Raw genomic sequence first — 23154 nt, forward strand, 5'->3', positions numbered from 1 at the left:
GCGCGTGAAATGCGTCTCACTGCGCCGCTGCCGTAAAGTCCCGGCCGCCGGTTTCGAACTGCAGGCGGGCGAGCTTGGCATAGAGCCCGCCATCGCGGATCAGGCTCTGATGCGTGCCTTCCTCGACGATGACACCCTGATCCAGCACGAGGATACGGTCGGCCTTCAGCACGGTTGCCAGACGGTGGGCAATGACGACAGTGGTGCGGTCGCGCATCAGGATTTCCAGTGCCTTCTGCACCAGCGTTTCGCTTTCGGCGTCAAGTGCCGAGGTTGCTTCGTCGAGCAGCAGCAGAGGGGCGTCGCGCAGGATGGCCCGGGCAATGGCGATGCGCTGGCGCTGGCCGCCTGAGAGTGTGATGCCGCGTTCGCCCACCATGGTGTCGAAGCCGTGTTCCAGGCGGCCGATGAATTCGCTGGCCTGGGCAGCCTCGGCTGCGGCCTCGACCATGGCGCGGCTGGCATTCGGGCTGCCGAAGGCGATGTTGTCGTGGATGGTCGAGGCGAAGATCGTCGTGTCCTGCGGCACGATTGCGATGCGGGCTCGGACATCTTCAGGGTCTGCATCTCGCAGGTCGATACCATCAAGCCGGATGGTGCCGGAAGCGGGGTCGTAGAAGCGCAGGATCAGCGAGAAGATCGTGCTCTTGCCAGCGCCTGAGGGCCCGACAATCGCGACAGTTTCGCCCGGAGCGACGGAGAAGGTGAGGCCTTTCAATGCCGATTTGCTGGGGCTCGACGGGTAGGCGAACTGCACAGCCTCGAAATTGACGGCACCCTTGGCCGGTTTCGGCAGGGCAACCGGATTGGCGGGCGCAGAGATTGCCGGATGTTCGGCGAGAAGCTCGGTCAGTCGTTCGGCGGCGCCGGCTGCCTGAGAGAGTTCGCCCCAGACTTCCGAGAGCGTGCCGAGTGAGCCTGCGGCAATCAACGAATAGAGGAGGAATTGGCCAAGCGTTCCCGCGGTCATCGTGCCGGCCAGCACGCTATGGGCGCCGTACCAGAGAACGCCGACCACGCTGCCGAAAACCAGCGTGATTGCAACGCCGGTCAAAAGCGAGCGGGACTTGATCGCGGCACGGGCTGCCTCATAGGCGCTTTCGACGGCGGACATATAGCGGTTGCGGGCTGTCTGCTCACCGTTGAAGGCCTGAAGTGTGCGGGCGGCACCGATCATCTCGCCGGCGAAGGTCGAGGCCTCTGCCAGCGTGTCCTGTGCCGCACGGGAGCGGCGGCGTACGGAGCGACCGAAACCGACGAGCGGAAAGACGATGACCGGGATCGCGGCCAGCACCATGACCGAGAGCTTCGGGCTTGTCGCGATCATCATGGCGATGGCACCGAGACACAGGATGGAGTTGCGCAGGGCAAGCGATGCGGTGGCGCCGACGGCAGACTTGAGCTGAGTCGTATCCGCCGTCAGCCGCGACACGATCTCGCCAGACTGGTTGACGTCGAAGAAGGAGGGCGAGAGGCGGGTCACCTGGGCGAAGACATCGCCGCGCAGATCGGCAACGACACGCTCGCCGATGGTGATGACGAAATAGTAGCGAAGTGCGCTGGCGACGGCGAGAACCAGTGCCATGACGATCATCATGGCGAAGTACTTGTCGACGAAGCCGGTATCGGCGCCGGAAAAGCCATGGTCGAGCATACGGCGGATCGCGATCGGCAAGGCCAGTGTCGTTGCTGCGGCAAGGCCGAGGAAGATCACGGCACCGGCGACGAGGCCGCGATAACGCTTGAGATAGGGAAGAAGCGAGGCGAGCGGCTTCAGCGAGGCGCGCTTCCTGTCATTGGTCTCGGCTTGCGACGTCACTCTTTGATGCTCCTGCTCATGCTTCCGACAAGGACCCAAGGCTTTCGCGCCATGGTACTTGTTATCCCTGCGCCCTTCATGTATAGGCACGGCATCGAATTGGGAAGCCGTAGCCCATAAGGACTGCGGCTTCATCTATTGAATAGGTCTTGCCGAGACAATTGCGGCAAATGGACCGCACGGCACAGCAGGAATAGAACCATGAAGGCTGATATCCATCCCGACTACCACGTCATCAAGGTCGTCATGACCGATGGCACCGAGTACGAAACCCGCTCGACCTGGGGTTCTGAAGGCGCCGTGATGAACCTCGAAATCGACCCGACTTCGCACCCGGCCTGGACCGGCGGCAACCAGCAGCTGCTGGACCGCGGCGGCCGCGTTTCGAAGTTCAACAAGCGTTTCGGCGGCCTCGGCCTCTGATCTCAGTCGACTTCGTCTGCATGCAAAGCCCGGCCTCGCGCCGGGCTTTTTGCGTTTGGCTTTGTCTCGTCTTCGTTTGATCGATCTCTCGTCGTGCAGACTGACGCGCGGACAGAAAAAAGCCCGGTCCTGCAAAAAGCAGGCCGGGCATAAGGTGGTGCTGTCGACCGGCTGATCAGCCGGCGTTGAATGCGGTACGAAGAAGATTGAGCTGCGCCTGGACGCTGTTCTCATTGTCCGGAAGAAACTCTTCTTCCGACGGACGGTAGATTTCACGGTCGAGCAGGGCGATGCGGTTCTGCAGGCGCAGCGAGCGCTCGACGAGATCGCGGAAGGCTTCCGGCAGATCGTTCCAGCCGGGGGCCGTGCGGTCGACGTTGAAGCCGTCGAGACGAACCTTGCTTTTTTCCGAAAGAACCTGATCGCGGCTCATTTCGCCGTTGTTGACGGCGCGCTGAAGGAGGAGCCAGGAGGCCATCTGCATCAGGCGGGTGGTGAGGCGCATCGACTCGGCTGCGTAGAGCACCGACGCCTGACGCGGAAGAACCTTTGCCGCTGCGCGGCCGGGGCCATCAAGATAGGCTGCCGTTTCTTCAACGAGGCCCATGCCTTCGGCATAAGTCGACTTGAACTGTGTGGAGGCTGCTGCGCGTCCTGCGAAGCTGACCGTATTCACCCCGAGTTCCGACATGAGTGTTTCCCTGTAAAACGCATCGCTGAAGTATGTAACGACAGCGGTGTGGACTTGTTCCTGCCGCTTTTGGTGATCGCAAGATGCTACCATTACCGAAAATCCGCAAGACGTATCTTAAGGAAGGGTTAATTCCCACAAGTTCGGGGTAACAGGGTCGCAATAAGCAAAAAAAGAGCCGCAAATGCGGCTCTGAAGGTAAAACAGGGAGAAAATCAGACCTTAACCCGAGAGGAGAACCGTCTGAATCCAGGAGACTGGATGAACGTAGTTAACAGGAAAAGGATTAATGACAGGTAAAGACGAAAGCCTCTTGTGAATTCTTGTGGATCATTCACAAGCGCTTCACCTGATTTTGACCCCTATAGCTTTTGGTTGAAGAGGCTGTCTGCGGCCTTTCGGCCTGCGTCTTTCCTAAGAATCTCCGCCCGGATTCTGTCTATTTCGCTTTCCAGCAGGGTGATTCGCCCCTGCAGCTCGCCGGCGGAGATGGCGGAAAGGTCACAACCCAGCTCATGGTGAGCCGGTTTCGAGCGCGAGTCTTCTTCGTTCATCAAGCCTTTGCTCCTTCCAGATTGGTTTCATCGCCCGGCTCTTGTGTCTCGTCCAGGGGCGTGGAGCGTGGATCAAGCGTCAGGCTTTCCGGGGTCGAGAGTGGTGAGGCGGAGATCGGCAGGTTTGGCATATTCTCGCGGTCGGCTGCCGGGATCGCTGCGCGCAGGCGGCTGCGGTAGAGCGCATAGGCAAAGATCGACAGATGGGCGAGGGCGGTCACTGCAAAGAGCGCGTAAGGCCCCGCCGCTGTCATGACAGGCCCCCCGATGGTGGGGCCAATGATCGTGCCAATGCCGAAGAGCAGCAGCAAGCCGCCGGAGACTTTGACGAACTCATCCGCCTTGGCGAAGTCGTTGGCATGGGCGACAGCGATCGGATAGAGCGCGTTGGCGGCTGCGCCATAGATGCCGACCAGGATGAAGATGTGCAGCGGATCTGTCGGTCCGAAGGCGAAAATGACAAGGGCGGCGAGGGCTGCAATCAGCGACAGGGCGGCCAGCACGTAGCGACGGTCGATCCGGTCGGAGAGCTTGCCTGCCGGAAACTGCATGATTGCGCCAAGGAAGATGGTCGTCGACAGGAGGAGCGCGATGGTGCCGGCGTCAAGTCCGGCGCGGGTGCCGAAGACGGCGCCGAGCGTGCCATAGGCGCCATTGGCAATGCCGATCATCAGGATACCGATAAAGGAAACAGGCGAATTCCGGTAAAGCAGCGGCAGGTCGAGCTTCAACGATTTTAGCGGCTGTGGCGACGCTGCCGTCGACATCAGCGTCGGCAGCACGGCAATGCCGTAGACGATGCCGCAGATCATGAAGAGGGTCGCCGTTTCCGGGTCAAGCGGACCTACCATCATCTGGCCGCCGACGACACCGATCAGCGTGATCGAGATGTAGAACGAGAAGATCATGCCGCGGCTCTCGTTCGTCGCCCGCTCGTTCAGCCAGCTTTCGATGATCATCGAGGTTCCAGCCGTGCAGAAGCCCGTGACGATGCGGAGCGCCACCCACCAATAGGAATCGACGAAAATCCCGGTGAGGAGTGCGGTGACCGAGATCAGTGAGACAAATGTCGAGAAGGCGCGAACATGGCCGACGCGCATGACGAGCTGAGGGGCCACGAAGCAACCGAGCACGAAGCCGGAGGCCCATGAGGTGCCGAGGAGGCCGAGCACCTCGTTGGAATAGCCTTCGGCGGCACCCCGCACAGGCAGGAGAAGACCATGCAGGCCGTTTCCGAGAAACAGGAAGAGAGTGCCCAGCAGAAGGGACATCACAGGAAGAAGATTACGGCTCATGGCATTCGTCATCAATGGAGGTTTGCGGGCCTGCGCAGCGTGGCTGCATCGTCACAGTAGGCGGATCTTCCTACGTTTGTCTGAACAGCAATGCGGGCGGATGATTTTCTCTGAAGTGTAAAAGTGACGCGCGTATGACTTGCATTGCGTTTGATAACGCGGTTCAAGCTCCCCTCAACACCGCGCCCCGCCTACGGGTTCCCTGCGCATGCCACCTGGAAGGGGAAGACGATGAACAAGGCGATCTCCGCCTTCCTGCTGTTGGCCATGGTCATTCAGCTGATCAAGCCTCTCGGGCTACCCGGCTTCAGACGACGGGGCGATTTCTGGAAGATCGCCGTCGTCGCCTTCGTGCTCTGGTCAGCCACGCTGCTTTTGCGGCCTTGAGCCGATCGGTTCAGGGCGCCGTGTTTGCCTGAGCCTGCTGCGCATTTTTCCATTCCGGCAAGGGAAAGAGACGGTCGTAGCTCCAGTTGAAGACGAAGGCATAGACCATATAAAAAAGCGCGAATGCCGCATCCATGACGAAGGCATGCCAGAGGCTGACGCCGAGATACCAGGCGATAAAGGGCATGAGGATCATCAGCAGGCCGACTTCGAACAGGACGGCATGCGCGACGCGCTGCGGCCAGGACTTGAGGGTCGTGCCTTTCCAGGCGGTCAGGGCGTGATCGAAGCCGAGATTGTAGAGATAGTTCCAGGCTGTCGCCAAGGTGGCGCTGACAAGGCCAACGATGCCGATATCGGTCATCGGCATGGAGAAGATCCAGGCGCCGAGCGGGGTGATCATGGCAAGCCCGAGGATCTCGAAGCTCACGGCGTGGCGAATGCGGTCTGCGACAGTGCGCATGTTCTTCCCTCCTGGGAAAACAGGCGGGTCGTCCCGCAATTCAGGCATGGGGAGGTCGTCCTCTCGAGCGCTGATATAGGCCGGGCGGATGGAGCGGGCAAGATGCCTTACAAGGTCTTTTGCCCGGTCGAGGCGCTAGAGCCCTTCCGGCTGCCACGGTGTCGCCGAACGTCTCCAGTCTTTGTGTTCATGCACTTGCGCACGCAAAACCGCTGCACAGTTTTGCCAGACTTTCTCTAGACATTCAGACACCCGCGCATGACCTCCACAGAGCCACCGCTCACCGTGACGTGGTCGAACTCGTTGTCCGCGGCGAAGACATCAAGATGGATGAGGCTGCGGCGTCCCATCTCCACACCCTGCTCGACCAGCAGTTGGCGGTGCGGTTTCGGGTTTGCGAGCGTGGTGAGGAGAGCGCCGAGGGCGGCCGAGGCGCTGCCGGTTGCCGGGTCTTCGGCCACGTTGTCGAAGGGCGCGAACACGCGGGCCCGCACATGATCCTCGCCGACCCAGGTATAAAGGAAGGTGGCACAGTCGCAATCCTCACTGGCATGGGCGGCACGCAGGGCTCGAAGGGGTTCGATCCGCGACGTCGCCCTTCCAAGCGCATCAAGATCCGTGACCTCAATCAGAATGAATTTGAGGCCAACCGAGGCAAAGACGGGCAGGTGGCGTGCGGTTTCTATATCCTGGGGTGCCAAGCCCAAGCACCGGGCCATCTCATCAGGCGTGACGGTAGCGCCGATTATCAGCGGCCCTGGTGCGCCAATCGTGGTCCGGGAGACCGCACCCGTATCGTCACGCGATACTGCAATCGTCACGAGGCCTGCTTTTTCCTCGAACCGCAGCTCGTCGGTCAACGCCTTGCCGAAAACTGAGCCCTGCGTTGCGAGCACGTGGGCCGTGCCGACATTGGGATGGCCGGCAAAGGGGACTTCCGTGGTCGGGGTAAAGATGCGCAGTGCGATGGTATTGGCGGGATCGCTGGGCGGCAGGACGAAGGTTGTTTCGGAATAGCCGAACTCGGTGGCGATCTTTTGCATCTCCCGATCGCTCAGGCTGCGGGCATCCGTGATGACGGCGAGCGGATTGCCGGCAAAGCGGGTGTCGGTGAAGACGTCGACAGTGACGAAGGGGACGGATGTCATGCTCTGCTCCGATATTACCTTCCTTCCGCATAAACAAAAAACCCGGCGCGAGGCCGGGTTTTCGTGTCACGGTGACAAGCTCGAGGCCGAGGCTTCATGCCATGCCTTCAAGCCAGACGACGCAGGTTTTCGGTGCCGGTCTCAACCTTGTTCACGCTGGCGGCATAGATCTGGTCGATTGTCTCGCCGATGCTGGTATTGAAGTCGGCGTCGCTCATCGAGACCCGCAGCTTTTCCGTCAGGGCGCGCGAGAAGCTCGCGATCATGCCGTGGTTGTGGCTGAGCTTTTCGCAGGCGTCCACGGTGCTGTAACCGCCGGAAAGCGCAACGACGCGGATGACCTTTTCATGCGCGACAAGAGGCGCGTAGAAGTCATCGATTGTCGGGATGGTCAATTTGAGGATCACGGCTTCATTGGCGGTGAGCGTGTCCAGCTGCTCGGCGATGGCGTCGCGCAACATGGCTTCGGCTTCCACCTTGGTCGGGCTGTTGATCGAGACTTCCGGCTCGACGATCGGAACAAGGCCCTGGCCGATGATCTGGCGAGCGACTTCGAACTGTTGGCTGACGACGGCGGCAATGCCGGCCTTGTCGGCATGGGCGATCACGGAGCGCATCTTGGTTCCGAAAATGCCCTTGTTCCGGGCGCGGATCAGGAGGGCGTCAAGGTCGGGCATCGGCTTCATCAACTGAACGCCATTTTCCTCGTCCAGAAGGCCCTTGTCGATCTTCAGGAGCGGTACGACGCCGCGCTTTTCCCAGAGATAGGAAGGCACCGGCTGGCCATCGACATCGCCATCCATCGTCCGTTCGAAGAGGATGGCGCCGACAACCTTTTCGCCGGTGAAGGCCGGGGCCTTCATGATGCGGACGCGCATGGCGTGCATCAGGCGGAACATGTCTTCCTCGCCCTCGTAGTCGGTCTCGGAAATGCCATACAGGCTCAACGCTTTCGGTGTCGAACCACCGCTCTGATCCAGTGCCGCAATAAAGCCGGGGGCCGAGCCGATCGTCTTCAACATCTTCGCGTCTACCATATTTCACTCCTATCCCTAAAACATGGCGCGCTACGCGCTCACGTTGTTTTCACGCTCAAGAAACCAAGGTGACTTCGGCGATAACAGAACTTCCATGATGGGAAAATGGCAGCCTAACCTATTGAAACGATTGAAATCATTTCAATCGTTTGAAAATCCAATATTTTTTTAAATGAATTTCAATCGCGCTGGCATCTGCCCCGTTTCTGCTTCTCTCTCTCTCTCCGGCTACAAAGCGCCGAACGCTGTTGAGTTCCGAAGCCTGAGGCTGGCGGTGAGCTACACCGCATAGAAAAACCGCGCACCTTTCGGTACGCGGTTCACGCTTATGGAGGCAGGGCATGGAGAAAAGGCGTTTTGCGCCTCGGCTCAGCCCTTGGTCAGGACTGCAACGCCTGGCAGTTCCTTGCCTTCCATCCATTCGAGGAAGGCGCCACCTGCGGTCGACACATAGGAGAAGTCGTCTGCAACGCCTGCATGGTTCAGCGCTGAGACGGTGTCGCCACCGCCAGCAACCGAAACCAGCTTGCCAGCGCGTGTCTGCGTGGCGGCATGCTTGGCCGCGGACACGGTTGCCGTGTCGAAGGGTGCGATTTCAAATGCGCCGAGCGGTCCGTTCCAGACGAGCGTCGAGGCCTTCTCGATCCAGCCATTGATCAGTTCAACCGACTTCGGACCGACATCCAGCATCATGGCATCGGCAGGGATCGCGCCGATATCGACCGTTTCATTGGCGGTATTGGCCTTGAACTCGCGGGCAACGACGCCGTCAACCGGCAGCACGATGGCGCAGCCGGCGGTCTTTGCCGTTTCCATGATCGCGCGGGCGGTGTCTGCAAGGTCGTGCTCGCACAGCGACTTGCCGACATCGATGCCTTGGGCGGCAATGAAGGTGTTGGCCATGCCCCCACCGATGACGAGTGCATCGACCTTGGTCACGAGGTTGGACAGAAGATCGATCTTGGTCGAGACCTTGGCGCCGCCGACGATGGCAACGACCGGGCGCTCAGGCTGGCCGAGGCCCTTCTCCAGGGCTTCCAGCTCGGCCTGCATGGTGCGGCCGGCATAGGCGGGCAGATGGTGGGCGAGGCCCTCGGTCGAGGCATGAGCGCGGTGGGCGGCCGAGAAGGCGTCGTTGACGTAGAGGTCGCCGTTCTTTGCCAGTTCGGCGGTGAATTCTGGCGTGTTCTTTTCTTCGCCCTTGTGGAAGCGGGTGTTTTCCAGAAGCAGAATGTCACCGTTCTGCATGGCGGCGATGGCGTCGGCAGCCGGGGCGCCGATGCAATCGGAGGCGAAGGCGACATGCTGTCCGAGCACGGCTTCGACGGATGGCGCAATCAGCGAGAGCGACTGGTCGGCAACCGGTTCACCCTTCGGACGACCAAAATGGGCAAGAAGAATGACCTTTGCGCCCTTCGCCGAGAGTTCCTTGATGGTCGGCGCGACGCGTTCGATGCGGGTTGTGTCCGAGACCTTGCCGTCTGTCATGGGAACATTGAGGTCGACGCGGACAAGCACGCGCTTGCCTGCGATGTCGGTGAGGTCGTCGAGTGTCTTGAAAGCCGGCATGGATATACCCGTCGTGAAAAGCTGTTGAATGGGGCTGACGGGCCGGACCTTACACCGCTGATGTGACGGCGCAAGGCGCGGCGTCTCATTTTTCGGCCTGACGGGCCGCGCGTGCGAGTGCCCGTTTCTGGCGCAGGTGGTCGCGCACGGCATGGGCGAGTTCGCGGATATTGAGGAAGATCGGCCAGGTGGTTGCCGGTTCCACAGGTTCGAGCGAGACACCAACCGACGAGATGTGGCCATGCTCGTCGATATCGCGGACGATCAGAACGATGGGGCCGAGACGGACGCGGTCTGCATAGTCTGCCCGTCCACCGACGCGCTGGGTCATCATTTCGGTCACCGTCTTGCCGCGCTCGGCATCGGAAATCGAGAGCGGGCCATAGGCTTCGTCGAGATTCTTGACCAGTGTCGCGGGCGAGATCGCGAAGGTGCCGAAGAATTCGCCGTCATCGTCTTCCACTGGCACTTCCGAGGCAAACAGCCGGTCGAGCAGTTTCGAGTAGCTCGGCGCGATGAAGAGATAGACCTGGTCATTCTCGCGCAGGCGGCCGGCATACTGGTAGCGCATCGACTTACCGTCACGGATAACCAGCGAGGGCATGGCCCAGCGGGGAATGCGCTCACCGCGCAGGACGGGACTTCCAGCCACAACGCGGTAAGCGAGGAGTTCATGATTGGCGCTGCCGGGCAGATCGAGCTCGACCTTGTCGATCGCACCGATGCGGGGTGGGATGATGAGGCCGAGACGCTTGGCCAGCGGCTTGATCGTCCAGCCCTGAAGCACCAGCGAGATCATCACGACGATAAAGGCCGTGTTGAAGAAGACTTCACCATTTTCCATCTTGCCGATGACCGGCACGATGCCGAGCAGGATCGACACGGCACCGCGCAGGCCGACCCAGGCGATGAAGCCCGTCTCGCGCTGGGTGAAGTCGTAAGGCAGCAGGCAGAGCCAGATGGCGAGTGGCCGGGCGATGAACATCAGGAAGAGGGCGAGAAGGATCGCTGGCAGAAGGATGGCCGGGAACTGCGATGGCGTGGCCAGCAAACCGAGCACAAGGAACATGACGATCTGGGCGAGCCAGGTCATGCCATCCTGAAAGCGGCTGATCGAAACGGTGGACGGCAGCTTGCGCGAGCCGGCATAGATGCCCGCGACATAGACGGCGAGGAACCCACTGCCGCCGATCAGGCCTGTAAAGGAAAAGATCATCAGCGACAGCGCCAGCATGAAGATCGGGGCCAGACCTTGTTCTATATGCATGCGGCGCAGAATGAAGACGATCAGCACGCCGCCGGCAAGGCCCATCACCAGGCCGATGCCCATATGCTCGATGAACAGCAGCAGGAGGTCGCCAGATATGCCTTCCGTGCCGCTGCCATTGGCGATCAGCTCAACGAGTGCGATGGCGAGGAAGATCGCCATCGGGTCATTGGTGCCCGATTCCACCTCGAGGGCTGAGCGCACCCGGTCACGGATGTTGATGCCGCCGATGCGCAGCAGGAAGAAGACAGCGGCCGCATCGGTTGAGGCGAGGATCGCACCGAGCAGAAAACCTTCCGGATAGGTGAAGCCGAACAGGAGCGCCGCCGCCACCCCGACAAGGCCCGTGGTGAACAGAACGCCGAGGGTTGCCATGGTGAGGGCCGGGGCCGCCGCGAGCCGGAACGACTGCAGCGACGTGCCATAGCCCGAATCGAACAGAACCACGGCGAGCGCCAGTGAACCGATTACATAGGCGAGGCCGAAATTGTCGAAACGGATGCCGAGACCATCGACCCCGGCACCAAGTCCGATGCTCAGGAAGAGAAGAAGAAGGGGCGCACCGAAGCGAAAGGCGATGAGGCTCGAAAAGGCCGCCAGAAGCACAAGTGCTGTAGCAACCAGTGTGACTGCATAAAACGCATCCAATACCTTGCCCTCATACCCCCGGTGCCGAAGAACGGCACCCATACCCCACCACTCACTCCAGCCCCCAGAGCCGGAATACCCACATGCCTCGCTAGAGGCGCTTTAAGATGGCGGTGTCATTTACCCCTGCCGAATGGCTCGGAGACTATCAGAGACGATCATGATGATACTTGGGCGAATTCAAATCTTTTCATCGGCCGGGGCAAAATAATTTCGGCGCCATTTCCGGTCGGGCCGGTCGCCGAATACAGGCCGTGCCAAATTGGTCCTCCGCAATGGTCGACAGCGCCGGAGAAGCGCCGATCCACTTGCTATTGATGGGATCGCACGCCTTGGCGGATCTTTGCCGGGACGCATGGCCCAACACCGCTCGCTCCACGTTTACCCTTTGCCCGACTAAAGGGGCTTGCTACTCGAAATCGAATTTCTGCACGTTGAAGTGTCGTCTTGGTTGTGGAAACATGATCGTGTCGGAGCAGTTCCGGCGCATGGCTCAAAGACTTCCACACTCGGACAACCGTTGGACGTCGATCTCCCAAGAGATCGCGAAGGAGGACACATGTCATTGAATCATCTTCATATTCCTGAACGTACTCGCACTGATGGCCAGGCTGCGGCGGCGAAAGTGCCAGGGCGGGTCCGCCGTGGTCTCGGGCGGATGGCACTCGCGACACTGGCGCTTGGTTTTGCCGCATGGAGCGGGCAAGCCATGGCGCAATCCGCCTCCGAACAGGCCATGTCGAAGCTTACGGCGCAATGGTACAATGCCGTTGTCAACGGGCTGAACCTCGACAGCAGCAAGTTCCAGCTGATGCAGGCGAATACCGCCTTCGGCACGACCTCGGATTCCGTTTGGGCCTTCTTCGATGCGATGCCGCCGCAAAGCGTCAGCAATTTTTACGAGCCGAGCCGGGTCAACAGCTTCGCGCAGACCTATGGAGCGGTGATCAACAATCTCGTGCCGCAGGTCAGCAACGATCTGCAGAAGCTGCTTGCGGACAAGTATGTCGCCTGGGAGACCTATGCCTCGGATCCGAAGAATCTGCCAAACCCGCTTCCCAAGGACAAGAACGGCTATCCGGATTTCGTCCAGGTGCGGGTGACGCAATATCTCACCTGGGGGCTGATGAATGGCCTGGATACCAATACACTGAATGCCGGACGTACGCTTCTGCAGCAGACGGACATCATCTCGACGGCGATTACCCAGTGGGTGGCGGCCAACGGCCAATTTGCCTATACGGCATCGATAGGCGACGTCCAGAACCAGGTTAACCAGGGGCGGGCGCGTTCGGCTTCGCTGGACAGCACCACCACGTCGTCTGACGTCAGCCAGTCCTGGGCCAAGGTGGCGGCAGAGGGCGTGTGGGATATTTTCGGCGGTGAAGCCGAATCCAGCTGGTCGCAATTCACCTCCAGCCTGACCAATGAAAAGGTGCAGATCAATGCGACCTTCCAGAAGGTCGCGACCGTGCTTGGCGGACCCTACGCCACCTCGGCGTCGACCAATCCGGACCTGGTGAACTATTCACCCTGGTACAATGGCGCAGCGCTGAAGACGGCGCAGGAGAACAACAACAACATCGTTTGGAAGCATGGTGCACCGACCTGGGACCAGACCTTTGGCGGTGACGGCAACATGCAGCGCGTGGTGCAGGGGCTGATCGTCGTCGATGGCGTGACGATCACCATGACCTCGAGCTATTCCGTCGCCCAGGAAGATCGCGAAAATGTGCAGCACGAATTTGCCGCCGGCTTCTTTCCGTTCTTTGGCGTCGAGGGTGAGGGCGGATGGTCGAATGACGTGACCTTCAACGATGACGGCACTTTTACCGCAGTCAGTACCTCACCGGTCGGCAATCCGCAGATCCTTGGCGTTCTCGTGGAAAGCATCAATGATGCCTTGTCGACGGAGATCGGCGTCGACTTCCAGATGACGTCAGCGGTTGGCGGCGGATGCGCCCAGATCCCCAACGGTGTCATCGGGCAGTGCATGCTTGGGGACGGCACCCAGCTGCCGCGGACAAATTGCCCGGCCTGCTGCGCACATCGCACGGCGCTGACCTGGATCGGCGGCGGTAATGCAGTCGCCTGCCAGTAAGCTTGGTCGTCGGTAGAAACAGAAAAGCCGCCCGGAAGGGCGGCTTTTCGCATCTCGCGTGAAGCGACGGATCAGATCAGCTTGGCGAGCGCCACTGCCGTGTCCGACATGCGGTTGGAGAAACCCCACTCGTTGTCGTACCAGGTCAGGATGCGGACGAAGTTGCCTTCGAGCACCTTGGTCTGGTCGAGCGCGAAGATCGAGGAGTGGCTGTCGTGGTTGAAGTCACGGCTGACCAGCGGCTCGTCAGTGTAGCCGAGGATGCCCTTCAGCGCGCCGTTCGAGGCGGCGATGATGGCGTCGTTGATTTCCTGAACCGTGGTGTTCCGCTTGGCGACGAACTTGAAGTCGACGACCGAGACGTTCGGGGTCGGCACGCGGATCGAGGTGCCGTCCAGCTTGCCCTTGAGGTGCGGCAGGACCAGGCCAACGGCCTTGGCAGCGCCGGTCGAGGTCGGGATCATGGACAGGGCTGCAGCGCGGGCGCGGTACAGATCCTTGTGCATGGTGTCGAGCGTCGGCTGGTCACCGGTGTAGGAGTGGATCGTGGTCATGAAGCCGTGGTCGATGCCTACGGCGTCATCCAGCGTCTTGACGACAGGAACCAGGCAGTTCGTCGTGCAGGAGGCGTTGGAGATGACCAGGTGGTCCTTGGTCAGCTGGTCGTGGTTGACGCCGAAGACGACCGTCAGGTCGGCGCCGTCAGCCGGAGCGGAGACGATGACGCGCTTTGCGCCAGCCTGGAGGTGAAGCGCGGCCTTGTCACGCGAGGTGAAGATGCCGGTGCATTCCATGGCGATGTCGACGCCGAGTTCTGCGTGCGGCAGCGTTGCCGGATCCTTGATCGCGGTGACCTTGATCGGCTTGCCGCCGTCGATGATGATCGTGTCGCCTTCGACCTTGACCGTGGCCGGGAACTTGCCGTGGATGGAATCGTAGCGCAGCAGATGCGCATTGGTTTCGACCGGGCCGAGATCGTTGATCGCGACGACTTCGATGTCGGTGCGGCCGGATTCGACGATGGCGCGCAGAACGTTACGTCCGATACGGCCAAAGCCGTTGATGGCAACTTTCACAGTCATGAATACACTCCCGAATTGAATAGATGGCTTAAGAGGCAAGTCAGGGCGCCCCGGGGGACGCCCTGGCGGGATGGTGTCAGGCAAGCTTTGCTTCGGCCGCCGCAACGACGGCGTCCGAGGTGATGCCGAAATGCTTGTAAAGTTCCTTGGCCGGGCCAGAAGCACCGAAGGACTTCATACCGATGAATGTGCCGGTGGAACCGATGATCGCGTCCCACCCCATGCGGATGCCGGCTTCAACGGCGATCTTGACCGGTGCTTTGCCGATAATCGCTTCCTGATAGGCGGCATCCTGCTCGAAGAAGAGCTCGAAGCAGGGCACGGAAACGACGCGGGCGGAAATGCCCTTGGCTTCCAGCTGCTGCTGGGCCTTGATCGCGATTTCCACTTCGGAGCCTGAGGCGAAGATCGAGACCTTGGCGTCGCTGGCCGAGATCAGCTCATAGGCGCCCTTGGCGCAGAGGTTGCTTTCTTCGTATTCCGTGCGGGCCGGGATCAGGTTCTGGCGGGTCAGGGCGATGCCGGACGGGCGATCCTTATGTTCGAGCGCAACCTGCCAGCACTCGACGGTTTCCGTCGCATCTGCCGGTCGGAACATCATCAGGTTCGGGATGGCACGCAGCGCTGCCATGTGCTCGACCGGCTGGTGGGTCGGGCCGTCTTCGCCAAGACCGATGGAATCATGGGTCAGGACGTGGATGACGCGGATGCCCATCAGGGCCGCCAGACGGATCGACGGACGGCAATAGTCCGAGAAGATCAGGAAGCCGCCGGAATACGGGATCAGACCGCCATGCAGCGCGATGCCGTTCATGGCGGCTGCCATGCCGTGCTCGCGGATCCCGTAATGGAGGTAGCGGCCGGAGAAGTCGGTCGGGGTGATCGACTTGGTCTGGCTCGTCTTGGTGTTGTTCGAGCCGGTCAGGTCGGCAGAACCGCCGAGCGTTTCGGCAACAACGCCGTTGATCACTTCCAGCGCATCCTCGGAGGCCTTGCGGGTGGCGATGTTCGGCTTGGTTTCGGCCAGCTTCTTCTTGTAGGCGTCGATGGCACCGGACAGGGTGCCCGGCAGATCACCGGCGAAGCGGCGGTTGAATTCCGTGCGCTTGTCGGCATCGGCGGCAGCGAGGCGCGCTTCCCAGTCCTTGCGGATCTTGGTGGAGCGCAGACCAGACAGGCGCCAGGCGTCGAGCACGTCGGCCGGGATCGAGAAGGCTTCGTCGGCCCAGCCAAGCGCCTTGCGGGTGGCGGCGATCTCATCGGCGCCGAGCGGCGAGCCGTGAACCTTGTGAGTGCCGGCCTTGTTCGGCGAACCGAAGCCGATCACGGTCTTGGCCGCGATCATTGTCGGCTTGTCGGAGGCCTTGGCGGTCTCGATGGCAGCGGCAATGGCCTCCGGATCGTGACCATCGATGGCAATGGTGTTCCAGCCGGCCGAACGGAAGCGGGCATGCTGGTCGGTCGAGTCGGCGAGCGAGACGGCACCGTCGATCGAAATGCCGTTGTCATCCCAGAAGACGATCAGCTTGTTGAGCTTAAGGTGGCCGGCAAGCGTGATCGCTTCCTGGCTGATGCCTTCCATGAGGCAACCGTCACCGGCAAGCACATAGGTGTAATGGTTCTGCAGCTCGGAACCGAATTCATTGCCGAGCTTCTTTTCGGCGAGGGCCATGCCGACGGCGGTCGCAATGCCCTGGCCGAGCGGACCGGTGGTCGTCTCGATGCCGGAGGCGTGACCATATTCCGGGTGGCCGGCGGTCTTGGCGCCCAGCTGGCGGAAGGCCTTGATGTCGTCGATCGTCATGTCCTCATATCCTGTGAGATAGAGGAGCGAATAGATCAGCATCGAACCATGGCCGGCCGACAGCACGAAACGATCGCGGTCAGGCCAGAGCGGGTTCTTCGGGTCGAAGCTCAGATAGCGGGTGAAGAGGACAGTCGCGACATCGGCGCAGCCCATTGGCATGCCGGGGTGACCAGAATTGGCCTTTTCCACTGCATCCATGGCAAGGAAACGGATCGCATTTGCCATCCGCTGATGTTTTTCGGGAGAAATCATGGCTTTTCCGCTTGTTCCGGGGCTGCGAGACACGGCCTGTCATGGCAGGCCGTCTGAACGGGGCTGATCCTTATCAGGTGCATCGCGCAAGTCAACAAAAGCCCCAGCGTGTGGGCATTTGTGAGGCGCAAAAAGCATGACCTGCCTCTTCTCTGTGCATGGCGAGATTTCTTTCACCGATCAGATGATCCACCCAAATATTCCACAGAATTGGCTGGTATCGCAGACGGGCGGTTTATTGACGCACGGCAATCACGGGGCTTACTGTCCCGGCAAGATCGACGCCTGGGGCGACAACGATTCGTCTGGCGCAACAAGAATAACGGGACTGGGGCGAGACAATGCCGACGGACAATCCGGTCGATGCCGCGCTGAACGCGCTTCGTCAGGCGGTGGCCGGGCTAGAGAATGCCGTGGACATGCGTTTCGAAGCCGAGCGCGAGGGCCGCGAAGTCGAGGGTGAAGTGCGCCGGGTGCATGCGGATCGCTCGCAGCTGGCGCATGAGCTGGATGAGTCCCAGTTCCGGGCGAACCGGCTGGAAGAAGTCAATCGCGAGGTTTCGCGCCGTCTCGTGACGGCCATGGAAACGATCCGGGCCGTGTTGGACCGGTGATCCGCGACTGCCATATGTGCGGCAGTCAGTGTTGGAGGGGCGGTGCCACGGTGCCGCTTTTGATTGAAGAGTTGGATTGCCGATGGCCCAGGTAACAGTCACGATAGACGGCAAGGCCTATCGCATGGCCTGTGAAGAGGGGCAGGAAGAGCACCTCACGACACTTGCCGGACAGTTCGATCGTTATGTCAGCCATTTGAAGGGGCAATTCGGCGAAATCGGTGACCTCAGGCTGACGGTGATGTCCGGCATCATGGTCATGGACGAATTGTCCGAGGTCAATCGGCGGTTGGCAGCGGCGGAGGCCGAGCTTGCCGCTTTCCGCGACGGTCGAGATACCGTGTTGACAGGTGCTGTGCAGCGTGACCAGCAGGTGGCGCGTGCGGTCGCCGAACTTGCGGACAGATTGAACGGCATCACCCGCAAGCTCACCCAGCGTCCTGTCGCGACCGCTCAGGAAAACTGATCAAGGAATTGTCACGCGGGTCTGGCGCGACGCAGGCGAAGCGCCTATATCTCTCAAGCGGTCTGCGCCTCTCGACAGGAACCACAATCCCTGGGGCCATACTCGATCCAAAGGGAGCTGTCCCTGACCAGGCCCGTGGGCTTGGACATATGGCGCCCACCTACGTTTGTAGGCACCCAGGATCGTAAATCTCCATCGGTTGCCGTGGATCGCACTTTTACCTCTTCATCCGCATTCAACGAAAAAGCCGCCGCGATCGCTCGCGACGGCTTTTCGTTTTGCGACCTCAGCGAGGCTCAGAATTCTTCCCAGTTGTCCGGGCTGCTGGCGGCTGCCGCCGAACCACCGCCACCGAAGGCCTTGGCGAGCGTACCGACCATCTTTCGGGCAGGGGAGTTCACCGGGCGGGCTGCACTTTCTGCGGCGCGTGGCGCAGACGTGGCGCGAACCGGCTGGCTGACCGGTGCCGGCGCACGGGCCGGAGCCTGCGCTGCCGGCATCTGGCGGAAACCGGCGTCCTGCATACGGAACTGGGTGACGAGACCGGAAAGGTTGCGGGCGCTTTCGGCGAGACGATGCGTGACGGCCGTCGCTTCTTCCACCATGGCGGCGTTCTTCTGGGTGAACTGGTCCATGTGGTTCACCGAGCCGTTGATCTCGTGCAGCGCGGTTGACTGCTCGCGGGCAGCCGATGCGATGGCCGAGATGTGCTCGTTGATCGAGGCCACCTGACCGGAGATCTCGCTGAGTGCCGAGCCCGTCTGCTGGACGAGCGAAACGCCGCCGGCAACGGCCTCACCGGACTTGGTGATCAGCGTCTTGATGTCCTTTGCGGCATTCGCCGAACGTTGTGCCAGTTCGCGAACTTCCTGGGCAACGACTGCAAAGCCCTTGCCGGCTTCACCAGCGCGTGCGGCCTCAACGCCGGCGTTCAGCGCCAGCAGGTTGGTCTGGAAGGCGATTTCGTCGATGACGTTGATGATCTTCGAGATTTCGCTCGAAGCCTGCTCGATCCGGCTCATGGCTTCGATCGCGTCGGACACGACCTTGCTCGAGCTTTCGGTGCTCTTGCGGGCCAGCGCGGCGATCTGTGCGGCCTGATCAGCCTTGGTGGACGAGCCACGGACGGTCGAGGTGATCTCTTCGAGTGCTGCTGAGGTCTCTTCCAGCGAGGCGGCCTGCTGCTCGGTGCGCTTGGACAGGTCGTCATTGGCCGAGCGCATTTCCGAAGAACTCGCCTCGATGCCCATTGTCTCCGTGCGGATATCGGAGAGGGTGGTCGACAGTTTTTCGACCGAGTTGTTGAAGTCGAGACGCAGCTTGTCGAGATTGCCGGTAAAGGTCTGGTTGATGCGAACCGTGAGGTCGCCATCGCTCAGTTTGTGCAGGCCGCTGGCCAGCGCTTCAACGGCTTCCTGCAGCAGGCGTGCATCTTCGGCCTTGGCGCGCTCGCGCTCGATCCGCTCCTGTTCGCCATGGGCTGTCGCTTCGGCGGCGCGACGCTCGATTTCGATCTTCTGGATCGCACTTTCGCGGAATACGTCGATCGAGCGGGCGAGATCACCAATTTCGTTCTTCAGGTTCGTGTCCGGGACAACCGTATCGAGTTGGCCACCGGCCAGGCGATTGGCGACCGCCGTCAGACGCGGGAGAGCGCCGACGATCTGGCGGACGAAGAGCGAGATGAGGACAGCAGCGAAAATCAGGACAATCAGCGCCGTGATGGCGATGGCATTCGTCATCTGGGTCGCAATGCTGTTGATGTCTGCAGAACGGACACCGGCGTAAAGAATGCCGAGGACGTCGCCCTTCGGCGAGAAGATCGGCTGATAGATGGTGTAATAGGGAACATCGAGGATCACGGCTTCGCCGCGATAGGTCTCGCCCTTGGTGGCAAACGGATAGACCGCGCCGGTCTGGCCAAGCGCCGTGCCGACAGCGCGCTTGCCGTCCGGCTTGATGATGTTCGTGGTCCGGCGCCAGAAGTCCTTGCTGGCAGCGTCCCAGGCAAAGATCGTCGCCGTCTGACCCGTCATGCGACCGATGGTGTCGATCATCGTGTGATCGGTGAACTCGGCGGGAATGCTGTCCATCACGATGCGCGTGACATTGCCGTCGCTGCCCCAGGTGATCTGGGCGCCGGGCAGGTCACGGCTGATGATGGTGGCTGCCACACGCAGGCTGGTGTCCTGGTTGGCGATTGCATCTTCCTTGATGCGCTGCTGAATATGACCGGAGATGACCCAGGAGACGGCGCCGAGCGATGCGACCAGGATCATCACGGTCGTGACGGCGATCGTCTTGGTGATGCCGAAACGGGAGAATAGTGTCATATGACGTGGTCCTCATGAGGATGAATTCTCCCTTAGTTTAGAGGGGTGCTGTTAATCGTTGGTTTTCAAGAGGCTGCCGGCCAAACTTGATAAACGGCATTTTCTGATATTTTGGTGTTTTGGCCTCCCTAGATATGGGGGTTATGGGGTTTGCGGAGAGAGGAATGAACGAAAAACGTGTTTTGAAGGCTGCCATCCGCAAGGAACGGTTGGCCCTGCGTGACGCAATTGACGCGACATCACGGCTCGAGTTGAGCCTTGGCATGGCGGAACGCGCCGGGGATGCTATCCGGCTTGAACCGGGTCTTGTCGTCTCGGGTTTTTTCCCGATCCGCTCTGAAGCCGACATTCGCCCGCTGATGGCGCGTCTGCAGGCGCGGGGTGCGCGCCTCTGCCTGCCAGTGGTGATGGATAAGGAAACCATTGTCTTCCGCGAACTTGTGGCCGGTGCGGAACTGGTTGATACCGGGTTCGGAACCCGGGGCCCGGGTGCCGAGGCAGCTGTCCTTGATCCGGATCTGCTCTTCGTTCCGCTTTCGGCATTCGATGCTTCGGGGCATCGGATCGGCTATGGCGCGGGGCATTATGACCGTGCAATCGCCCGTTTGAGGGAAAAAGGCCGGCATCCGCGGCTGATCGGCATTGCATTCGACTGTCAGGAGGTGGCAGAAGTGCCGGCGGAAGCGCATGACGTCCGGCTTGAGGCCGTGCTGACGGAAAGCGGCCTCAGAACATTCAAGGTGTGATTGGACGAACGATGCGACTGCTTTTTCTCGGTGACATGGTGGGCAAGACCGGACGGACGGCTGTCTGGGAGCGACTGCCAGGCTTGATCTCCGACCTCAAGCTGGATTTCGTCATCGTCAACGGGGAAAATGCCGCCGGCGGGTTCGGCATTACCGAGGACATCTATCTCGAAACGATCAATGCCGGCGCTGATGTGGTGACGACCGGCAATCACGTCTGGGACCAGAAGGAAGCGGTCAGCTTCTGCACGCGCCACGACCAGTTCCTGCGGCCGGCGAACTATCCGGCCGGCACGCCCGGCAAGGGTTCCGGCCTTTTTTATGCGCGCAACGGCGCGCGCGTGCTCGTTGCCAACATCATGGGCCGGGTGTTCATGCATCCCGAACTCGACGACCCCTTCAAGTCGGCGGAGAGCATTCTTGCGGCCGCCCCGCTGAAGGAGCAGGCCGACGTGATCGTCTTCGACTTCCACGCAGAAGCGACCAGCGAGAAGCAGTGTTTTGGCCATTTCGTCGATGGCCGTGCCAGCTTCGTTGTTGGCACGCATACGCATGTGCCGACGGCCGACCACCAGATCCTGAACGGCGGCACGGCCTATATGTCGGATGCCGGCATGTGCGGCGATTACGACTCCTCGCTCGGCATGGAAAAGGAAGAACCACTCAACCGGTTCATCTCCAAGATGCCGAAGGGACGTTTCGAAGCGGCAAGCGGGCCTGCAACCATTTGCGGCGTGGGTGTCGAAATCTCCGACAGCACCGGTCTTGCCGAAAAGATTGCGCCGCTTCGCATTGGGCCTCGGCTGGCTGAAACCATTCCGGATTTCTGGGCCTGATTGGCCGCTTCATCCGGCAGAAGACCGTTTCTCAATAACGCCAAAGTGACGGCCGCGCGTGCTGCGGGCGGTTTACGCCTTCGTCCGGCTGGCTCATGCTCCATGCCATCGACACAGACGGTTCGGGAGCGGCATGATGCTGAGACTGGTGCTGAGTGGCTTGAGTTTGCTGATGGCGGCGGGTGGCGTCGGGGCGCAGGAGGCGCGGCCTCAGCTCAGCCAGTGTCAATTGATCGCGGAACGCCTACCGTCGGTCCAGTATGCCAATTTCACGCCGCCGCCCTCAGGCAGCCCCGTTTTCGCCACGCCCGTGCAATTGCAGGAAGACGTGGTCATCACCTTCGTCGGTCATTCAACCTTCCAGATCGATACACCGGGCGGCATCTCCATCGCCACAGATTTCAACGGATGGCTGCGAACGTCTCGCACGCCTGATGTCGTGACGATGAACAAGGCGCATTCCAGCCACTATACGATGAACCCCGATCCCGCGATCACGAACGTGCTGCAGGGGTGGAATGAGGCGCAGCCGGGTGAACCGGCCAAACATGCGCTGGTTGTCGGTGATGCCTATGTTCGCAATGTCGCGACGGACATCCGCAGTTGGGGCGGTGCCTTCGAGCCGAATGGCAATTCCATCTTCATCTTCGAAGTGGCGGGGCTGTGCATCGGGCATCTCGGACATTTGCATCACGAATTGACGGACGCTCATTACGGTGAGATCGGCCGCCTTGATATCGTGATGGTGCCCGTGGATGGTGGGCTCACTATGGGGGCCGAGAGCATGAGCCGGACGATCGAGCGGCTGCGCTCATCGCTGGTGCTGCCGATGCATCGGCGCGGAGCAATCATCGACAGCTTCCTTGGCATGTTCGATGACCGCTACGACAAACAGGTGTCTCAGAACAGCGGCTTCACGGTATCCATGCGGACCTTGCCGAAGAAGCCGATGATCCTGGTGCTGGCCGGAAACTAAAGAGCGCCCCTGTCGTGGAAGACTATGGGACGCTCTTCTGTCAGGCATGGCTGAGGTACAGGTCTCAGGCGAACCGCAGCTGGCGATGGATGCCCACATCGGGGGTCTTTTCCGGATCGAGATTGGCCTTGGCGATTTCCCATCCGAACTTGAGCGTGCTTCCGGTCGAGGCCCAGATCTCACCATCATCGAGCGAGAGTGCGATCATGGTAAGTGTCGGGTCTGACTTGCCGCCCTCATACCATGCGGCAACGACCGAGTTCCAGTATTCGTCGATCTTGGCCGGATCCTTGATCTCGGTGAGCGTGCCGGACAGGCAGGCGTGGTAATCGTGGTTCTTGCCGACGACGCAGAAATGGGCGCGGCTCCCCGGCTTGAGGGATTGCACAAGGTGGCTATCGGTCTTGGTGTAGAACCAGATCATGTTGCGCTTCCGATCGGCATTCGGGGCCATCGGCTGCATATGCATGTCAGTTCCCATCAAGCCGAGCATGCCGGCATGGATGTGGTCGATTTCGTCCCAGAGCTGTTCTGCAGGGTTTTCGCGAGCGTCGCTGAAGCTGGCCATGTTTTATCTCCTTCACGTCAGTCGGAGAGGCAACGAGTTTTGCCGGGACTTGTTCCGGCCCCTCGATCACGC

Annotated in this window: 21 protein-coding genes and 1 other RNA gene; 9 read left to right on the top strand and 13 right to left on the bottom strand. The window is 60.8% G+C overall.

The genetic code is table 11. From position 1 onward, the window contains the following. Positions 1-16 precede the first annotated feature (16 nt). Positions 17-1819 (bottom strand): ABC transporter transmembrane domain-containing protein, encoded by a 1803-nt coding sequence (locus tag IP76_RS05435; protein ID WP_054157150.1) that lies wholly within the window; start codon positions 1817-1819, stop codon positions 17-19. 201 nt (positions 1820-2020) lie between these two features. On the opposite strand from IP76_RS05435, the gene rpmE reads away from it, so the two are divergent. Further along, positions 2021-2242, top strand: a complete 222-nt coding sequence (rpmE, locus tag IP76_RS05440) for a 50S ribosomal protein L31 (RefSeq protein ID WP_006726858.1) — start codon at positions 2021-2023, stop codon at positions 2240-2242. Between the two features lie 175 nt (positions 2243-2417). On the opposite strand, the gene IP76_RS05445 is transcribed toward rpmE, so the two are convergent. The 3 genes from IP76_RS05445 to IP76_RS05455 all read right to left on the bottom strand — a co-directional run bounded on the left by IP76_RS05445 (position 2418) and on the right by IP76_RS05455 (position 4782). Further along, positions 2418-2933: a DUF1465 family protein gene (locus tag IP76_RS05445; protein ID WP_054157151.1), complete on the bottom strand. Its 516-nt coding sequence runs from the start codon at positions 2931-2933 to the stop codon at positions 2418-2420. Positions 2934-3295: 362 nt separating this feature from the next. After that, the gene (locus IP76_RS05450; protein WP_245281393.1) at positions 3296-3487 is read right to left on the bottom strand and encodes a DUF1192 domain-containing protein; all 192 of its coding nucleotides are present in this window, start codon (positions 3485-3487) and stop codon (positions 3296-3298) included. Continuing rightward, positions 3487-4782, bottom strand: coding sequence for an MFS transporter (locus tag IP76_RS05455; protein WP_054157401.1), 1296 nt, complete (start codon positions 4780-4782; stop codon positions 3487-3489). The genes IP76_RS05450 and IP76_RS05455 overlap by 1 nt, the downstream gene beginning before the upstream one ends. Before the next feature lie 231 nt (positions 4783-5013). Here IP76_RS05455 and IP76_RS23255 point away from each other — a divergent pair, with 231 nt between their 5' ends. After that, complete coding sequence (locus tag IP76_RS23255; protein ID WP_197278307.1) at positions 5014-5169, top strand: hypothetical protein; 156 nt, start codon at positions 5014-5016, stop codon at positions 5167-5169. A 10-nt stretch (positions 5170-5179) separates the two neighbouring features. Here IP76_RS23255 and IP76_RS05460 read toward each other — a convergent pair whose 3' ends face one another. From IP76_RS05460 to IP76_RS05480, 5 genes are all read right to left on the bottom strand, one after another. Further along, the gene (locus IP76_RS05460; RefSeq protein WP_054157153.1) at positions 5180-5632 is read right to left on the bottom strand and encodes a PACE efflux transporter; all 453 of its coding nucleotides are present in this window, start codon (positions 5630-5632) and stop codon (positions 5180-5182) included. Between the two features lie 236 nt (positions 5633-5868). Continuing rightward, complete coding sequence (locus IP76_RS05465) at positions 5869-6780, bottom strand: PhzF family phenazine biosynthesis protein (RefSeq protein ID WP_054157154.1); 912 nt, start codon at positions 6778-6780, stop codon at positions 5869-5871. A gap of 107 nt (positions 6781-6887) precedes the next feature. Further along, complete coding sequence (locus IP76_RS05470) at positions 6888-7817, bottom strand: fructose bisphosphate aldolase (RefSeq protein ID WP_054157155.1); 930 nt, start codon at positions 7815-7817, stop codon at positions 6888-6890. Between the two features lie 369 nt (positions 7818-8186). Next, positions 8187-9386 carry a phosphoglycerate kinase gene (gene pgk, locus IP76_RS05475; protein WP_054157156.1) on the bottom strand — a complete coding sequence of 400 codons (1200 nt, stop codon included), beginning with the start codon at positions 9384-9386 and terminating at the stop codon, positions 8187-8189. 85 nt (positions 9387-9471) lie between these two features. Beyond that, entirely contained in the window at positions 9472-11301 is a 1830-nt protein-coding gene (locus tag IP76_RS05480; protein WP_054157157.1) for a potassium/proton antiporter, read from the bottom strand. Positions 11302-11860: 559 nt separating this feature from the next. On the opposite strand from IP76_RS05480, the gene IP76_RS05485 reads away from it, so the two are divergent. Further along, a complete protein-coding gene (locus IP76_RS05485; RefSeq protein WP_156318478.1) occupies positions 11861-13402 on the top strand; it encodes a hypothetical protein in 1542 nt (513 codons plus the stop codon). 71 nt (positions 13403-13473) lie between these two features. Here IP76_RS05485 and gap read toward each other — a convergent pair whose 3' ends face one another. Together gap and tkt are read right to left on the bottom strand one after the other, a co-directional pair. Beyond that, positions 13474-14484 (bottom strand): type I glyceraldehyde-3-phosphate dehydrogenase, encoded by a 1011-nt coding sequence (gene gap, locus IP76_RS05490; RefSeq protein ID WP_054157159.1) that lies wholly within the window; start codon positions 14482-14484, stop codon positions 13474-13476. Between the two features lie 76 nt (positions 14485-14560). Further along, entirely contained in the window at positions 14561-16543 is a 1983-nt protein-coding gene (gene tkt, locus IP76_RS05495; RefSeq protein WP_054157160.1) for a transketolase, read from the bottom strand. Between the two features lie 341 nt (positions 16544-16884). Here tkt and IP76_RS05500 point away from each other — a divergent pair, with 341 nt between their 5' ends. The 3 genes from IP76_RS05500 (at position 16885) to ssrS (ending at position 17838) form a co-directional block, all read left to right on the top strand. Further along, entirely contained in the window at positions 16885-17157 is a 273-nt protein-coding gene (locus IP76_RS05500; protein ID WP_054157161.1) for a DUF4164 domain-containing protein, read from the top strand. Positions 17158-17239: 82 nt separating this feature from the next. After that, positions 17240-17623: a cell division protein ZapA gene (locus tag IP76_RS05505; protein ID WP_054157162.1), complete on the top strand. Its 384-nt coding sequence runs from the start codon at positions 17240-17242 to the stop codon at positions 17621-17623. A 56-nt stretch (positions 17624-17679) separates the two neighbouring features. Continuing rightward, a non-coding RNA gene (gene ssrS, locus IP76_RS22730) (6S RNA) lies at positions 17680-17838 on the top strand. Between the two features lie 81 nt (positions 17839-17919). Here the strand turns inward: ssrS and IP76_RS05510 are convergent. Next, entirely contained in the window at positions 17920-19956 is a 2037-nt protein-coding gene (locus IP76_RS05510) for a methyl-accepting chemotaxis protein (RefSeq protein ID WP_054157163.1), read from the bottom strand. A 164-nt stretch (positions 19957-20120) separates the two neighbouring features. On the opposite strand from IP76_RS05510, the gene IP76_RS05515 reads away from it, so the two are divergent. The 3 genes from IP76_RS05515 (at position 20121) to IP76_RS05525 (ending at position 22514) form a co-directional block, all read left to right on the top strand. Continuing rightward, positions 20121-20702, top strand: a complete 582-nt coding sequence (locus tag IP76_RS05515; RefSeq protein ID WP_054157164.1) for a 5-formyltetrahydrofolate cyclo-ligase — start codon at positions 20121-20123, stop codon at positions 20700-20702. An 11-nt stretch (positions 20703-20713) separates the two neighbouring features. Further along, positions 20714-21538 (top strand): TIGR00282 family metallophosphoesterase, encoded by an 825-nt coding sequence (locus IP76_RS05520; RefSeq protein ID WP_054157165.1) that lies wholly within the window; start codon positions 20714-20716, stop codon positions 21536-21538. Between the two features lie 133 nt (positions 21539-21671). Further along, positions 21672-22514: an MBL fold metallo-hydrolase gene (locus IP76_RS05525; RefSeq protein WP_054157166.1), complete on the top strand. Its 843-nt coding sequence runs from the start codon at positions 21672-21674 to the stop codon at positions 22512-22514. Between the two features lie 64 nt (positions 22515-22578). Here the strand turns inward: IP76_RS05525 and IP76_RS05530 are convergent, their stop codons facing one another. Beyond that, entirely contained in the window at positions 22579-23082 is a 504-nt protein-coding gene (locus IP76_RS05530) for a pyridoxamine 5'-phosphate oxidase family protein (RefSeq protein ID WP_054157167.1), read from the bottom strand. Between the last annotated feature and the right edge of the window lie 72 nt (positions 23083-23154).

The organism is Rhizobium sp. AAP43, assembly GCF_001296045.1.
In the GTDB taxonomy this organism is placed as follows: Bacteria; Pseudomonadota; Alphaproteobacteria; order Rhizobiales; family Rhizobiaceae; genus Allorhizobium.